Origin of the sequence: Acetobacter malorum (assembly GCF_001580615.1) — a bacterium.
Taxonomy (GTDB): Bacteria; Pseudomonadota; Alphaproteobacteria; order Acetobacterales; family Acetobacteraceae; genus Acetobacter; species Acetobacter malorum.
Map to the genome: position 1 here is coordinate 1 of NZ_LHZC01000039.1, position 15,534 is coordinate 15,534.

Annotated in this window: 14 protein-coding genes; 3 read left to right on the forward strand and 11 right to left on the reverse strand. The window is 52.0% G+C overall.

Translation table 11 applies throughout. The features are described 5' to 3' along the window. The first annotated feature begins 629 nt into the window (after positions 1 to 629). A complete protein-coding gene (locus AD930_RS17640; RefSeq protein ID WP_167375133.1) occupies positions 630 to 2,576 on the forward strand; it encodes a protelomerase family protein in 1,947 nt (648 codons plus the stop codon). Between the two features lie 19 nt (positions 2,577 to 2,595). On the opposite strand, the gene AD930_RS17645 is transcribed toward AD930_RS17640, so the two are convergent. From AD930_RS17645 to AD930_RS03505, 4 genes are read right to left on the reverse strand one after another with little or no spacing between them, the layout of a single operon-like run. Further along, positions 2,596 to 3,225, reverse strand: a complete 630-nt coding sequence (locus AD930_RS17645) for a hypothetical protein (RefSeq protein WP_156476826.1) — start codon at positions 3,223 to 3,225, stop codon at positions 2,596 to 2,598. A gap of 25 nt (positions 3,226 to 3,250) precedes the next feature. Next, positions 3,251 to 3,832 (reverse strand): DUF2726 domain-containing protein, encoded by a 582-nt coding sequence (locus tag AD930_RS03495; protein ID WP_061505133.1) that lies wholly within the window; start codon positions 3,830 to 3,832, stop codon positions 3,251 to 3,253. Next, positions 3,829 to 5,346 (reverse strand): hypothetical protein, encoded by a 1,518-nt coding sequence (locus AD930_RS18165; RefSeq protein ID WP_208598561.1) that lies wholly within the window; start codon positions 5,344 to 5,346, stop codon positions 3,829 to 3,831. Before AD930_RS18165 ends, AD930_RS03495 begins: the two co-directional genes overlap by 4 nt. Next, on the reverse strand, positions 5,347 to 5,796 hold the full coding sequence (locus AD930_RS03505) for a hypothetical protein (RefSeq protein ID WP_061505134.1): 450 nt from the start codon (positions 5,794 to 5,796) through the stop codon (positions 5,347 to 5,349). An 84-nt stretch (positions 5,797 to 5,880) separates the two neighbouring features. On the opposite strand from AD930_RS03505, the gene AD930_RS03510 reads away from it, so the two are divergent. Both AD930_RS03510 and AD930_RS03515 read left to right on the forward strand, forming a co-directional pair. Beyond that, a complete protein-coding gene (locus AD930_RS03510) occupies positions 5,881 to 6,309 on the forward strand; it encodes a hypothetical protein (RefSeq protein ID WP_061505135.1) in 429 nt (142 codons plus the stop codon). Between the two features lie 55 nt (positions 6,310 to 6,364). Further along, positions 6,365 to 8,056, forward strand: a complete 1,692-nt coding sequence (locus tag AD930_RS03515) for a secretion/conjugation apparatus DotM-related subunit (protein WP_167375134.1) — start codon at positions 6,365 to 6,367, stop codon at positions 8,054 to 8,056. 38 nt (positions 8,057 to 8,094) lie between these two features. Here AD930_RS03515 and AD930_RS03520 read toward each other — a convergent pair whose 3' ends face one another. The 7 genes from AD930_RS03520 to AD930_RS03550 all read right to left on the reverse strand — a co-directional run bounded on the left by AD930_RS03520 (position 8,095) and on the right by AD930_RS03550 (position 15,530). After that, entirely contained in the window at positions 8,095 to 8,688 is a 594-nt protein-coding gene (locus AD930_RS03520; protein ID WP_156476827.1) for a hypothetical protein, read from the reverse strand. Positions 8,689 to 8,848: 160 nt separating this feature from the next. Further along, positions 8,849 to 9,355 (reverse strand): hypothetical protein, encoded by a 507-nt coding sequence (locus tag AD930_RS03525; RefSeq protein ID WP_061505138.1) that lies wholly within the window; start codon positions 9,353 to 9,355, stop codon positions 8,849 to 8,851. A gap of 100 nt (positions 9,356 to 9,455) precedes the next feature. Then, positions 9,456 to 12,428: a hypothetical protein gene (locus AD930_RS03530; RefSeq protein ID WP_061505139.1), complete on the reverse strand. Its 2,973-nt coding sequence runs from the start codon at positions 12,426 to 12,428 to the stop codon at positions 9,456 to 9,458. Continuing rightward, the gene (locus tag AD930_RS03535) at positions 12,428 to 12,838 is read right to left on the reverse strand and encodes a hypothetical protein (protein WP_061505140.1); all 411 of its coding nucleotides are present in this window, start codon (positions 12,836 to 12,838) and stop codon (positions 12,428 to 12,430) included. The genes AD930_RS03530 and AD930_RS03535 overlap by 1 nt, the downstream gene beginning before the upstream one ends. A 2-nt stretch (positions 12,839 to 12,840) precedes the next feature. Then, a complete protein-coding gene (locus tag AD930_RS03540) occupies positions 12,841 to 13,101 on the reverse strand; it encodes a hypothetical protein (RefSeq protein ID WP_061505141.1) in 261 nt (86 codons plus the stop codon). A gap of 18 nt (positions 13,102 to 13,119) precedes the next feature. Continuing rightward, on the reverse strand, positions 13,120 to 14,493 hold the full coding sequence (locus AD930_RS03545; RefSeq protein WP_061505142.1) for a DotG/IcmE/VirB10 family protein: 1,374 nt from the start codon (positions 14,491 to 14,493) through the stop codon (positions 13,120 to 13,122). 2 nt (positions 14,494 to 14,495) lie between these two features. Next, positions 14,496 to 15,530: a DotH/IcmK family type IV secretion protein gene (locus tag AD930_RS03550; RefSeq protein WP_061505143.1), complete on the reverse strand. Its 1,035-nt coding sequence runs from the start codon at positions 15,528 to 15,530 to the stop codon at positions 14,496 to 14,498. Positions 15,531 to 15,534 lie beyond the last annotated feature (4 nt).

A 15,534-nucleotide genomic window follows, 5' to 3' on the forward strand; every position in this document is an offset into this window, starting at 1 on the left:
TTGTGCCGTGTGCATACCGCCACGCTCCCCGTGCATACCTTATCCGGGTATTTTTTTACTTAGTTTTACTTTGTCAACCTTTTTCTTTACTTCATGCAGTATTTTTTTACTTGCTCTATACTTTATCTATACTATGTCAAGATAATTCGTAAAATATACCCAGCCCGAAATAAATTACCCAAAATATATTTTATATGCCCAGATATGCAGTTTCATCATGGGTATTTTTTTATCCCGCGTTGGGTATTTTTTCTTGCGCTCTCGTTTTTTCTTGGGTATTTTTATTTATGCGTTATACATGAACGACAAAGCGAGAACCGGACAATGCCCCTCAAGCTCCCCAATATCAGCAGCTACCCTCTACCTGATGAAACCAGCGATTGCTATGTGCCTGTTCGGCATTGCAACGAACACGGGGCCATGACCAAGACCCACCTTTCGAGCGTCTTGGCTAATCTGCGTCATGCAGGCCACTCCGACGATCAGATCATCAGCATCCGAGACCAATACCGCACACACGGCCACGCCTCCCTCCCGTGGTCGGCAAATCGTCCGGCAGAATGGATTGAGGACACACTGCGCCCCGAAGGATGGGCTGGAACTATCACCGATGAACACGGAGACGTAGCATGACCAAGAAAACACTACGCGGCGCAGCACTGGCCATCGCAGAGTTCATCTTCGACAACTACGAAGACGTGCGAGATAGCGAATATCAGCATGGCCGGTTCAAAGACCGGGTATTCACACCGAACGGAGGGGAATATTACACCGCCACGTCTGGACGTGAACCCTTCGACGCATCCAAGCACCCCGGATGGGAAAACCTACGCTGGCAGGAGCAGTTCTCCGACCATTTCAACAAGCGTTACAATAACCGAGTTTTCAAGCTCGTTCCTGCAACCACTGTACCAGCCTCCCAAACCACCCCGGAGAAGCCCTCCAAGCGCCTCACATTGGCCTCTGTCAACAAGAAGATAGGAGCGGAGGGCATCGACGCTGAATTGGTGCAGGGGGAAGGATACCTCTATTTCATCGGCCCCGACGTGGAGTATGCAAAGTCCACATCGGTCATGGTGGCACGGCTGAACCAGCTCACACTGGAAAGATGGCTTGAAGAAGCCAAAAGCATCCACGATGAATCTAAAACCCGAAAGGCTGATCTTGAAGAAGCCGAAGCCAATGGCGGAAGCATCGTGGCTACTGCATCGGCCTCGGATAGCACACGCGGTCGCCAGCCCACTCTACAGCAAGCCATCGGTCTGTTTGTGGAGGAAATATCCAAAATTAAGGCGCAAGACACTGCCGCTATTCAGCAGCGTTGCGAAAGGGAGATCCAGTCACTCGATAGAGTGAAGGTCAATACTCGCAAGACATACATCATGCGATACCGCGCTGCCGTCACGCAGTCTCTCGGAGACCAGCACCCGGCCCTGAATTACCTCTCTGCGTCTGGACTATCAGCACAGATCACAGCCAAAGCTCAGAAGGAACAGGAGGCCGAACAATTTGACCCAATGGCCAACGCCCCTACTAGCTCTCTGACTAAACCCTCGTCACGCCAAGAAGCCGTAGAGGCTTTTATCGAAAAGATGCGGCAGGCACGCTCCCAGACAGAAATGCGAGCAATCTGGGATGCAGAATTTGCTTCACTCGCGTCTCTCAGCGAGAGCAGCCAGAAGCTATATGTGAGCAAATACTACCGCAAAGAGCTTGCTAAACACTTCGCGCCAGACAGCAAGGTTTTTGAAATCGTCAAGGTTCCAGACGAGATAATGGAGCGTATCAGCCTCTCTTACCGTCGCAAGGTAATTGAGGAACACAAGAAGCTAGTTCACATTCCGCAATGGCAGGGGATCATCGACACAGCAACTCGTGCCCTGACAGTCCGCCTCAAGGACAAGAACCCCACCAAAGAAAGCGCAATGGTCATGGCCGCTGCCCTGTTGGTGCTCACAGGTCGCCGCCCCTACGAGATCGTAAGCGCCGGGCACTTCAACGCTGCACCTTTGCCGGGCGGTGTCAGTAGCGCCAAATCCAAATGGTCAGTCATGTTTGAAGGTCAAACAAAGACCAGAGGGGCCGCAGGAACACGACACGACAGTTCCTACGAGATTCCGGTGCTCGCACCCGCACGCACAATTCTGGATGCCGTCAGCCTGCTTAGATCGTCTCCTGAAGGACAGGAATTAAGCAAGCTATCCAATGAGGAGTTCAGCGCACTCACAAACTCTCGCGGCATCAGCGATGCACTCCCTCTCCGTGCTGCCGTAGAGGATCTTTACAAGCGCCACTGGCCTGCCGAAGCCGTTCTATCTCCGAAATGCCTTCGACCACTATATGCGGAGATTGCCTACAAAATGTTTGCTGCCTCGTCTGTATCCAAGAACTCCTTCTTTGCGCGTGTGCTTGGACACAAAGCGAATGATCTGGAAACGTCCCTTTCCTACATGGATTACTATCTGGACGATAATTCGGACGCAGCAGCGGTAGCGACACGAACGCAGAAACGAGCACTGAACGATATGGAGAAACGGAATATCTCTCTGGATGAAAAGAAAAAACCCGGCCTTTAGGCCGGGACTACCAAGACTTTTATAAAATCTTCCATACCAAACGATGAATTGGGTCTAATATGTAAATGAGTGGAAACATACACAGAAGCATAAGACAGACTGCCACCCCAGAAACTAACAAACAAAAATTTGCATAGAAAAAATCATTTAGAAAAGCTCTATCTCGAAACAGCTTTGTATAAATTTTGCTCTGGAGCGCCTTCATAATAAAGGCGTTCATAGGCGAAAACATTGATGAATATACCAAGTTACTTGCTGATATATTCACGTCTTTTATAAAAATCGTGCAAATCATTATGACCAACTGCGTTTGGAACAAAGCCCAAAACAGATTTATCGGCTTCATTGCAGTCGGATGATTTATTGATGATGGTTGACTTGCTTTATTACTGCGACCGAAAATAAATGATATAAATCTCGTTATTTGTTTTACGACTGCCTTAATAGGCCGATCCATAACATCTTGCGTAACTTTTTTTAAGAAAACGAATATCACACCCATTACGCTCATAACTACAAGAGCGGGGATGTGATCCCACACATAACTAAATGACGGGTGATCGAGAAACTGTCCAAAACTAACCGGGCCTCCGCAAGCAGAAGCAACTGTCTTTTGTGCTTCAACTACCTGTTGCGCTCCATCTCCCATGTGACCACTCCATAAAAAAGCCGGTCTAATGACCGGCTTTGGTATCTGCCTTCTGCTTTCTTTCCAGCCATTCCGGCCTTTCCAGCCACTCCGGCAACTCAATCCTTGTATAAGGCTTAACCCTCAATAAAGGCACTGCTATTTTTTCAAAAACAGCTTCCACATACCGATCTCTTTTTTGCCTGTCTGGTCTATCGTGAGACTTATCATCTAGTTCGATACCTAAAACAGCCTCTCTCGTTTCCTCACAAACAATTATGAAGTCTATACTCTTGCGCTGGACGCCATAGGACGCCCTCAAATGCTCCCTGAAGGACGGGGCATCCACGCGCACCAAATCGGCCAGCCTCACCTGCGGACAGACATGAAACCCACTCCTGACACGCCTGTTGAGATTGAGAAGGGACTGTACCTCCCACTCAGTTAGGAGGGGCGAAGGCCACAGAAAAGAAATTGATTTTGCTTCCTCACCATTGAGAGACAGCGCCCATTTAGGTTTGTTCCCTTTCAAAAGACCACGAACTGACGAAACAAAAATGACACTCAAAATAACAATGACTACAATGAATAGGCATTGATACAGACCTAGAGACACAATGTGGCTCATTTGTTCGTCTCCATGATCTGCAAATGTGCAACTCCTGAATCTGCCGTATCTTGAGCCGCTAGGTCTCTGCTCGTCACACGCAGGTCATCCGCCTCAGAGTGAGCAAGCTCCATCCACAAGGCACGCTCTGCTTGCTGCGCCTGATTGACAGAGAAATCCTCAGTCCCAAGGCGATACCCGGCCACACCATCCGTTCCTCCTGCCAGAGACGCCCCCGCGCCCCCACTATTCGGAGACGACCGGGCAAGAGCGTCCCGGCTGGCCGAGCAGGACGATGGCAGCGACGTAGTGCTGGATCGACCAGCGAACGCTTGGGGATATGCCTGCATAGCTTCAGGCAGGACAGACACCGAACGCCCCAAAAAGCTCTCTGGGTTCACATAGTAGAATGAGCGGCTGGCCGCGTCTCCGAGCTTGTCAGACGCAAGCGCACTGTTGCCAGTCGCGGCAACTGAACAGTCAGGGCACGGCACATCAAACCCGGCCCGGCCTGCCAGTCCGGCAGATTTCAAAACGTCTTGTCTGACAGCCATCGAAAGACCGAAACCCGGCTTACCCGTTGTTCCCGTGTTCGTCATAAGCCCGAGCACCTGCGACCGTTGCACTGTCGGATTGGTGTTTACAGCACCGGCAAGATTGCTCAGGTTGTTGTATGTCGTTCTGATAGAGCCATCAGAAACAACAACAGAGCTACCTCCCGGCGTGCTGGATGGAAGCCATTGAGCCGTTCCCCCCGTGCCAGCTTTCACTTGTGGCGTGTTGTCACCTGTCGCTGATCCATTCGCGGCCAGACCAATAGAATGACTGTCCCATGTGTTGCCACCAGTCCCATCTCCCGCTCTGGCAGAGCCATAGGGAACGGAGAGATACAACTGGACAGAGGACAGGTCGGCCAAACACTGCACCGGCGCACTTGCATCATTAGGATCACCAGTGATGGCCGACACGTTGTAATTCGCTCCCGTGAGGAGGTATTTACAAACCGACGTTCCGTATCCGTCTGCCGTGTTGAATGCTCCCGTGCAGCTATAGCCGTTCTTCACGAAATGGGCGAGCTTACCATCAGAGCCACACCCGAACTGACACGCCATCAGAACGGAACTCTCCGTAATGGTCGTACACGCATTCTGCCAGCAGACGGATTTCCCGATGGCTGACGTAAGACCATTCCTCTGCGCTCTGCGCCAGCTATCAGACACATAGCGTTTGTAGGCGTTCACCTGTCCTTGGGGATCATGCAAAAACTGATCTTTGGTGCCTGAATAATATTCCTCAAATGTGCCGGGGCAGAACTGGAACGCGCCGAGGCACCCCTTCGAGCTTTCGGTACTCCATGAGCCTTCGTTAGCCGAGACAGCTTGAGCATATTGCACGAGATCCGCAGACATACCGGCCTGCTGCATATCTGCACCTGATACGCCAGCATAAGCGGACGGTGCAAAAATAGAGAAGGCAGACACCACCCAGATGCACGCTACCAGCCCACTTAGGAAGGATAACGACCTACGCATCATTTACAGCCCCGGCTTGCCTAACGGGAGCACCCTGTCACACGCCTTGATGGCTTTCAGGGACGTAGCAATCTGAAAGTCCGTTGGGACTGCACACATCTGCTCCGATTGAAGCAAAACCTTTTTCCCTGCTCCTCCCTCGAATATCACTCTGACAGGGCAATCAGAAGGTGAGCCACAATCGCCATTTACGATTTGAGACACTACTACCGTGCCCCCTAGCCGCTCTGATCTGTAGGTTCCATACCAGATGCCCGAGCCGTTCACGTCGTCGGTCTCTGCTTTGCTCCACACTCCTTTAGGGTCAGTATGCAGATGCAACCCCACCTTAGCCAAAGGAACAGGCATCCATGTTTCCGCCTTGGCCTGTCCCGCAGACACGACAGCCGCCGCCACGAAAACACCTGCCAACAGCCCCCGCGCCCGAACCAGACCACCTATGAATTGTTTCATAGTATTAACCTTCCTTACGATGTTTAACCTACGATCAAACCAATTAGTGCCGGGGAATGATCGTCAAATAGGGCTTTTCGATATATGATCGACCACCCTGACATGAAACCAGTACCGAACAAGACAGGCACCGTGAAACATAGTGATGAAATACGCTGGATCGTCCCCCGATCCGTCCTAAAAAAGATCGCTCAAGACGATCTTAGTAAGGCAGAGATGACCCTTCTTCTGTATTTCATGTCGTCGTGTGAGCTTCAAATCGTCAAACCGAGACCAACAATCTCTTTTCATATCGCAAATCACCCCAACATTCCAGCGAATTACGTTGGCATGTACATCTACACGGGAAAGAGAACCGAAATATCGGACGACCATACCGGCCTAAGCGTTGCCGCCATCACGAAAGGAGCCGCCGCCCTATCCAAAAAAGGTTACATCATGCGATCTTCCGAGTTCTCTTTACGTCTCGTATTCGCTTTCATTCTGAACCCCAATCTCTTTGAACTGGTTTAATCGTCAATAAAGACGTATTATCCTGCCATAAACCTATTAAACTACGGTGCAGAAAATGGCAGGAAATCGAACAGGATCGAACAACAACGACATGACACTTGTTATTGTGTCGCTTGTCGGTTTTTTCTTCGTCTTATTAGCGATAATGTGGTTTGCCGCGTCGCCAATTATCGGCCTCGTTTACAAGTGGGTCAGAACCATAGAAAGCCTTGGAATATGGGCTATCATCCCCCACGGATGGGGGCGCTATTTCTGGACGACACCCGCCCGCACAGCGTTCCAATTCAAAAGCATCTACGTCTCGTCAGTGCCGTTCAATTTGCTTTTTGCCCTGACAATAGCGGGAATAGGCGCTTTGGCGTTCTACAAAGTCAGAAACCAGCACCTAGACGCTCAGATCAAAAATGATAGTCCGATTGGCTATAAGGAGCTGATGGAGCTTCAGGCCCCAATCTTTCCGGCCAATGATTTTTTCCTGCTGTTTTCGTTAGAAAAATACCCGCTCAAAAAAGGGCCAGCCCGCCTACCTATGACGGCAATCGAGTTTCTGACGGACTGCGATGCACTGATTGGCATCCATGACACGCTGGACGATAACCCACGCGCAAAAAAGGGGTGGATGATCGACGAAGCTGCGGTGACGAAACGGCTGACTTCTGTTTTCGGCCCGGCCAACCCGTTCACCAATCCTGACTTCAAAATGTCAAGCCGATCTAAGCTCCAAGAAGCCGTGGATGCGATACCTTGGCACCTTGTCTCTCTGGTGTACGTCTGCCTTCTGCGTCTCTATGCGTTAGAGGTCTATGTCGAGGACGATAAAGCGTTTGCAGAGGCTTATGCACTCAGCGACGAGCACCTAAAGAATATCTGGCGCGATCTGAATGCGCTCAAGCGCAAACATGGCGACACCCTGACTCTCGGCTTTGTAGATGCCGATGATGAAGAATTGCAAAGAGCCATCCTGAAAGAGAAAAAGGCTGACGCTATTCTCCGGACGCTGCCGGAAGTCTTAAATGACCGCAAGCAAATCACACGACAGGTCACGGACGAAAATGGTCAGACGACAGATACGACGGTAGAACAGACAACGGGCGATGCTTTCAAAACAACAGTGACGGCCCGCGAAAACCTCTTGAAGATCCTCACCTGTACGACTGGCGCATTCGACAGGCCGGAATGGAAAAAGAAAAATCCCGGCCCTACCGAAGCTGCACGCCTGCGGATCACCCGCAAACGACAGAAGCAGTTTCTCAATGAGACCGCATACAAGCTGCTCACCCGAAATGGGTATCTGTTTGGCATGATCTCCACCCTGCTTACGCAGACGCGATCCTGCGGCATTCTTCCCCCGGCCACGTTCCGCTGGATGCGCTTTTACGATTACCCCATGTGGTGCTTTCTTCGAGCCACGGGCATGAACACCCCAACCGTAGAGATTGCCGGAATGTTCGATCACGCACAGGTTGAACAGAAGTCAGGCGTTCCGTTCAGACGCCCTTACCTGACCACATCCGTTGAAGGGATCAGGTTAGAAGCCAACAAGTATATCACCGAAGATATGCGTCAGAGCTTTGCCACCATTCAGACCAGTCGGGCCGCTGCCACGAGAACCGTTGAGGCGGCACGCATCATGGCAAAGACGATTGCCGAGAATATCAGAAACCGCGACCTTACCGGCCTTGACGACGTGGATAAGCTCGACAAATGGCAAAATGAAGATAAATGGAACGGCGCTCAATCGGACTAAAAAAAAGCTCTAGGTGCGCCGACACCTAGAGCAAAAGATTATGCAGGCTGAAGAAGATTACCGCTATGCGGATTTCTATGCGGGTTCTTCTTCCTGCGTTTCTGCGGCGTGAGGCTTCTCGCCACATGCTGCCTATCGGATACCCCGCAATCCCCCACCAGCGCATCATCAATCACGATCCCCAAGCGGGCCAGTGCTCCTTTCAGCGCCACAAGATAATTCTGGGGCAGACCTCCATAGTTCGACGCACAGCGTTGAAGTGTCCACTCAGGGATACCCATTGCCTCCCCAAGCTCCCGAAGGTTGCTGCCGCCCTTCCTGACCTCTTTAATCACAGCTTCCAGCGCCTTATTGGAACGCCTGCGATCCTCTGCCTTTTCTCGGCTGGCAAAGAGGGCTTCAAACTCGTCGTCGGTGCGCTCGATGCCCTTCTCAAGCATCAGCTTATGCAGCGTCTCGCGGCGACCAGATGGAACACCTTTCACCAGCCAGACCGATACGGCCTGCTTGCTGACCCCCATCATGCCACCAAACAATGACAGCGCACGGACGCGGGCAATCCCAAGATTGTCGCATTCCTTGTCGGCAATCTCGCTGATGACAGACAATAGCTGTTCGTTCTTTTCACTCACGGCCACAGGAGCGTCCCCCCTTCACCTTCCTCAAACTGTTACAAATTCATCAATGCGGTGGCTATACTACTAGCACACAAATGCAGCATCACGAAAAAAAGCCCCACGGCGAACCGTGAGGCTTTTCCCTGACATGCTACGGCAACACGCCTTGCTGAAATCAGTTCGACGTAACGTAGTTCGTGACCACGCCGACGATAACAGCAATAATCGTCAGGACAGACCCGAAGATAATACCGCCGATGCAAGCACCGTTGCTGCCTCGTGCCTGTTCGCCTTTCTGGATGTTATCCCAGAGCTTGTATCCGGAGATACCCGCACAGGCGACACCAAGAACGCCAAAGACAATGAGAATGGTCGAGAGTGTGTTTGTGCCACCATTCTGCGCACTCTGCACGTTCAGAGACGAGTTCTGCGCTTTACTCCGTGCCGTTTGCAGCATCGTGAGCGGTGCTTCCGGCTGCACAGTCGTCTGGGAAAATGCCAGTTCAGGATAGAGCAGCGCAGTCATAACTGCGAACATGGCGAGCTTCGCCCGTTCCATCAGCCCAAAAGAGCTTTCCACACTTCCGCCAACGGCGACCGCCTTTGTCGGCACCACTGCCAGCGCGTTACTTGCGCGTACCGCCATGACCGGAGCACTCGCATTCATGAGAGCGTTTTCCACCAAATTCCTCCAATACCAACCAACAAAAATAAAAACTAACGAGTAACCTTCTACCGCATGGGCATCATAACGTAAAAACAAGCCAACTCAAACGAAATAATCAGCCCTGAACGTATTCTTTCATGAGACCATCGACCAACTTTGCAGCAACAAAAATATCTTCGTCACCTTCGTTCATCGTAGATGCCACTTTCTGATAATGATTTAGCGACGATCCTTCAGGATAACGTCGTGCCAAGAACGACAAAGCATCACTAGCACTCATCCTTTTGTAAAGTTCGTCCCGAACTTGACGATCTTCCCGACGTGTATTTAGCGCCCAGAGCATCGTAGGGCCAATCCGGTTGTTCATAATCGTCCAGCGTTCAGAGTCATTTATCATAAACCGGGCCAGAATATTCGCTCCATATCCGGGCTGCGGGCCATGAACATAATCTTTCAGCGCATCTTCAACCGCATCATCGAACCCATAGACCGTTTTGCACTCCTTGCGAGTTTCCTTGCCTTCCTGATTCAAGATCATTGAACACGAGGCCATCTTGTTGAGCTTCTTAAAATCAGCAAGGAACTGGCTGGCAAGAATGATTTCCAAGCCCCATTTACGGCCTTCACGACCATCAGATAGGAGCATGGATTCAATGTACTCGCCGCCACCCGTCACATGGTATTCGTCCATAGCCAGACGCTTCGGGCTTTCTCCCATGTCCGCATGACGACGACGCCAATATTCCTGATACATATCCCGATGTTGGGGCGGAAAATCCATTTCTGGAATTTCCTCGTCATGACCGGAAATCTTCTGCACAAGAACTGACCGGGACGCCATAAACATGAGTGTATTGTTCTTGAGAGCTTCCGGCGTCTCGCCGCGCTGCGCCACATCGTTCAAGTCGATGGCAGCAATACGCGATACGCCCAAGTCCATTTTGGTCGTATTCCCGAACATTGGATATTGCTCGATAGCCGCTTGCAGCGACTGCCGGGCCAGCCTAACCGCCTCCGGGGTAAACTGCGTTTCCTGCCCTTCGCGTGGCTGGAATTGCGCAAGGATCGTGCTGCTATCCTGCAACCGTGGCACCGCGTACCGCTGCGCTCTGATAGCGTTGGTCTCGTCCCCCTTCACCATCAGTTCATCAACAATCGTCCACCACCTTGTCTTGCCGTTGACCAGATGCACGCCATGCCGCTGGCAGGCTGCATCCACATTGGCGTCAACCCCGGCTTCCCAAGCATTCGCCTGATTGTTCGCTTCAAGATCAGACTTGATCTGATAAAGCTGACGGCACATTTCAGAGACAAGGATCTTCATCTCAGGTTTATGCTGTTCTGGGGTATCAATCATCGACAAAATGAAGTCACGCACATAGCTGGATTCACGCGCCAGCGGCTTGCGCCGACCAAGGCCGAGATCAAACGGATTCACAGCAAATTTTGCTGAATTAACCGGACGAATATAGGACGCCAGATGCTTTTCTTCTGGGGGCAGTGCCTCCTGCATCATGCGGATAAAGCCACTGGATGAAACGCCAAGGTCGATACACAGCAGGAACGGTAGCTTTCTCCCGATATGGTACGAGACAAACTCGAAATTCAGCCGGTTCATAAGAACCGATTTGCCTGAACCGGGAGTAGCGAAGATGGTAGTGAACCAATACTGCATCTTCGGAGAAAATGCCTTGTATGGTGACAATCTGCCATCCGGAGTGAGAAAGATGCTCTCCCCTTCATTGAACACCGGGGCCGCAAAGCGGAATGGAAGCATTCTAAAGCTATCACCAACCGGAACGAACGTCGCCTTACCTGATCGTGCGCCCACAGTCATACCCGGTACGGTCTCACACAATGACCGCATCATGTTCGATGGAACGTCCGCCACTTGGGCGTTCCCCCACGAGGTCAGGGCACGCATCAACAACGCCCGCCTGCGTTCCAAAATTGCATCCGGTTCGTCTGGCTCGCGCCATGTAGATGCCAGTATGCGCGTCTTCACATACTCTGCACCCTGTCCACGACGCATATCATCGAGAATTTGCTTGTTGGTATTGAAAATGTTCTTGCTGGTGCCAGACGTAAGCGATGCGAAACCCGCGATTACCTGCATCAGCCCCGGCGTGAATGCCCCGCCCTCGAACTGGAAGGTTACGCGGAATGGGGTAGTTTCCTTTCCATCCCCACGCAACAACCTGAAAAGGTCGGTAAATGGCCGAGGTTCGCGTGGAAAGAGGTCAATTTGCATCACGGCATAAGATCGTCCGCCAAACTCGATGCAACGCTTCTTGCTCGACCCTTGCGCGTTGGATGCCATCATCTGCCGAGACACGCGAGGAGCGAAAAACTCTGATACGTCAGAATTGAACGATTTTTTCGCCTCTGGATACCGACGAAGCCCGGCATACATAGGCGACCAATCGTCCGGGGTTTCGTGAAAGAGCAGAGCTTTCCGGACTTCGATCAGATCGTGCCGGACATTCTTTTCTCCGTCCTCTCCAAGAATCTCCCATTGAATGTTTGCATTATCCAGCCCCTTGGATACGAGATCCACAAACGCTTTATGCGGCGAATTGATAGGCTCCAAGAGCAGATTGGGGCGCTGCGCTGTCAGTGCGGACGCCGTTACGCTGTCCTGCCAGACTGCGGTTGCATCCTTACGAGCTTGACTGATTTCCGCCTTATAGCTCGCCCCCGGCATCGTCCAGCACGCAAGCAAGACCTTAATGCTGATCCCGTTCTCAATCGTAAGTTTTTCCGTCTCACGAATGATAGACGACAGGTCTAGCCCTTTCTGGTTTGCTGCCTGTTCCATCTTTTTGAAAAGGGGTTTCACTTCGTCCTCAATGTTTGAGGACACCTCAAATGAGATGGTCAGGGCGTATCCGGGTGTTTCCAGAATGGACGATAGAGCCACACCAAGATATTCCGCCGCGTCTGTACCAGCATCATCCTCCGAAGTGATCGTTTTCAGACCATCAATCCGGAACAGTGTGCATTCGGACGAATCATTAGCAATGAAGATGGGTTTCCCCGGCTCGTAAGAGGCTATTTCGCAGTAAGCATCAACGTATCGAGCAAGCATCACTTCCTCCTTTTATTTGCAGCATCGCTCGCAACGACACTCTGAAATAGTTCGTCCGTATCGAACGAGATTATATTGGGCACGTCGGCCAACATGCTTTCGTTGATTATCGTGGTACTCGGCAGAGAAACGCCGCTCGCTTCCTTGATAAAATCAAGAATGATACGCTCACGTTTCTGAAGAACCGCACCGCGCATGAAATCTTCTGCATCAGCAGATTTACTGATTGCACGCAGATCAATATCCCGTCCAAACAGGTCAATGAACGTCGGCGGCAGAGGCCGGTTCTCTCGGACTGCCTGCACACCTCGTTCAAAGATGATCTTCATCAGCCTCCTGACTGCTTCCGATCCTTTTTTCTGCGCCTCCTGCCCATCAAGAGGCACAAATATTTTTGGACGGTTGCTCATGCTTATGTTCCAGTAAAGAAAAGACTGAACCAGCCAATAATAATTGAGAATATCGTAATAATACTCCCAACTATTACCGCTGCTATTAAGCCCATATGAGTGCTGCCAGTGGGATGATTTCCGTTCTGCACCTCGTCCCACAATTTGAATGCAGCACTGCCAGCACATGCGACGCCCACCACAGCCCCTGCAATGCACCCCACAACAGCCGCAGACTGCAATACAGAGATGCCATTATTAATATCCGTCAGAAGATCAGCCATGCCGAGCGTCAAGCCTCCTCACTGACGATCAGAAGCCAAGACAGGTTGCTGGACACTTCCACCCATCGGCCCAGAGGGCGGGAACGGACTACGCGACGGAGCTTCCTGCCCCGGTGCCTGTCGGCCACCCTTCATTCCTTCGGGGATCTGCACAGATTGGAGGAAAACAATACCGATCTCGTCGTTCGCATTCGCAATCTTTGTCGGCTGGCGGTTAAAGTTTTGACCCAAGGCCGAGTTCAAATTCTGGCCCAACGGCATCGCGGCCATAAGGCCCGCTTCCGGCCAGATCACCCCATTGTTGCCCATCGAATAGACGCCGGAATTATTGGCGGTATAGGAGCGGCTATTCTGAACGAACATTTCGCCTGCATAACCAAGACCCTCAAGCAAAGAGGCAAAAGTCAGAGAGGCGTACTTGCCGAAAGAATGGTAGTTCACCTTCGAGGCAACACCCGCTCGCAAGCTACCCATTTTGACAGCCATTGCCTTTGTATCGGCCTGACGCCCATCAGGCAGGATCAACTGCGTGAAAGTGACCGCTGCCTGTCTCTGGGTATAGTTCACTGACCCCATTAGAACGGCACCATCCAAAGGCCCGTATGTGCCATCCTGCCGGGCATCATGGATCGTAGCGAAAATGGGAAGCCCTTGCGGATCGTCGCTGTTGAAACCGATCTTGAAGGACGCATAGAACACATCGCCCGGTTTCGCAGCCAACACCATGTCGTATTGAGACAAATCGACAGATGGCTTTCCATCCGGCCCGATGGCACCGTTGCCACCAGCAACGCCAGCCACGCCAGAAGCGGCACCATTCACCGCTCTGGACGCTCCTGCCGCTCCTACAGGCTTTGGCTTATCGTAGGATGCGACAGTCATGTAATTGGCTCCACCAAGGGTGGACGACACAACTTCATCGACCTGATCGCCTAACTGCTGACCCATCATCTGCATTTCAGATGCCATGTCAGGAGAGGCTGCATATACCGGCGCAGAGTTTACGCCCTGCGCCTGCTGGTCTGTTGAATGAATGCCCTCGACAGGGGGAAGCTCGACCCTCGCCTGCCGTTTTGGCCCCGCAGCGTCATCTTTGCGGTTGGGAACAGCCTCAGCGATTGTCGGCGGAGCAACATACCCTTTGCCCTCTGCACGCGCTTGCTCTGCATCAGCCGTGTTGCGTGTCACGCGCCGGTTGGCTTCATCACGTCCGACTGCATTCATGTTATCCGTGTGCAGGGCTGGCACATTGGAAATATCAGCACGTCCACCCGTTCCGGAATCAGACGTGGGCGGGGAAGAACCAAAAATCATGTAGGTCGCAATCACTCCGACAAGAGCGATACCTGACACACTGGCAAGAAGCCCTTTCTTTTTCATAAGGTTTTTCATGATTACTTCCTTTTCACCACGCCAATCGAAAGAGTCTCGTCCTGACCAGTGGGAGACATGAAATGCACGTCGTTTGGAGCGGCACCGTCAAAGCGATAGACGCTCTGCTGACCCGTGGTTGCTTCTGCTCCTGCCTGCCCAATACCAGCCATCCGTCCGGCTGCTTTGACATACACGTTGCCATTGTAGCGCCATGCCTGCCCCGGCCCACGCACGGGCAGAGCTACAGCCCCTTGTGGGGGCGTTCCTGACATAAAGCTCCAGAGTTCAGATGGCCCAGAGCCATCATCAGACGGCGGCGGCGGCGGTGGCCGCTTTACAACGCGCCGGGGAGGCGGAGCCGGACTATGAACATTCAGCACCACAGGCGTATCAATGTGAGACGCCTTCGGGCTGGCTGAAATGATAAATTCGACCGGAACAGGGTAGCCTTTAAGCTGCACGGCGATGCCACCCCATTGAGACGGACGGCAAGGCACAACGTAAAGCACAGTCGGCTCCTGAACCTCCTGTTGCTTATCCTGATCGCCTCCAGCACCATCATCGCCTTGGCTCGACTGACCCGGTGCGTGTGCTGCCGGGCAACCGATACCATTGATCGAGAATGCCTGCCTGTTCCAAGCAAGGCTCCTGACTGGAATTGCTTTCTTGTTTCTGTCCAAGAACGTGATGGGAGTAGGTGCCCATTTTGACAGCGAGAGCAGTTCCGGATCACGGCCTGCTTCCATCACATAATCAACATCCTTCCGCTTCGCTTCCGGCGGCTCTGCGTCGGGATCATAAGCCGGGTTTGCCATCGCTGCCTGATTATCAAGAGCTTTCTGACGGAATTTATTGACTTCATCCGGCCTGATTATTGACTGGTTTTTCCGTTCAATCACAGTGTCATGTGCAGCACCGTAGGCAGCACGCTGACCCTCCTGCATCGCCGCCGCTTGTTGCGACGTGAGAGGAGCTTGAGCCTGCTGCGCAAAGGCAAATGCCGGAACAAATGCGGCAGAGGCTAAAAGACCTGAAACAGCTTTTTTCATCATCATGGTT

Bases quoted from the DNA above. Each gene is read 5' to 3' on its own strand.
- AD930_RS03510 (WP_061505135.1), top strand. From the start codon at position 5,881: ATGATCGACCACCCTGACATGAAACCAGTACCGAACAAGACAGGCACC.
- AD930_RS03535 (WP_061505140.1), bottom strand. From the start codon at position 12,838: ATGAGCAACCGTCCAAAAATATTTGTGCCTCTTGATGGGCAGGAGGCG.
- AD930_RS17645 (WP_156476826.1), bottom strand. From the start codon at position 3,225: ATGGGAGATGGAGCGCAACAGGTAGTTGAAGCACAAAAGACAGTTGCT.
- AD930_RS17640 (WP_167375133.1), top strand. From the start codon at position 630: ATGACCAAGAAAACACTACGCGGCGCAGCACTGGCCATCGCAGAGTTC.
- AD930_RS03530 (WP_061505139.1), bottom strand. From the start codon at position 12,428: ATGCTTGCTCGATACGTTGATGCTTACTGCGAAATAGCCTCTTACGAG.
- AD930_RS03505 (WP_061505134.1), bottom strand. From the start codon at position 5,796: ATGAAACAATTCATAGGTGGTCTGGTTCGGGCGCGGGGGCTGTTGGCA.
- AD930_RS03545 (WP_061505142.1), bottom strand. From the start codon at position 14,493: ATGAAAAACCTTATGAAAAAGAAAGGGCTTCTTGCCAGTGTGTCAGGT.
- AD930_RS03515 (WP_167375134.1), top strand. From the start codon at position 6,365: ATGGCAGGAAATCGAACAGGATCGAACAACAACGACATGACACTTGTT.
- AD930_RS03495 (WP_061505133.1), bottom strand. From the start codon at position 3,832: ATGAGCCACATTGTGTCTCTAGGTCTGTATCAATGCCTATTCATTGTA.
- AD930_RS03540 (WP_061505141.1), bottom strand. From the start codon at position 13,101: ATGGCTGATCTTCTGACGGATATTAATAATGGCATCTCTGTATTGCAG.
- AD930_RS18165 (WP_208598561.1), bottom strand. From the start codon at position 5,346: ATGATGCGTAGGTCGTTATCCTTCCTAAGTGGGCTGGTAGCGTGCATC.
- AD930_RS03550 (WP_061505143.1), bottom strand. From the start codon at position 15,530: ATGATGATGAAAAAAGCTGTTTCAGGTCTTTTAGCCTCTGCCGCATTT.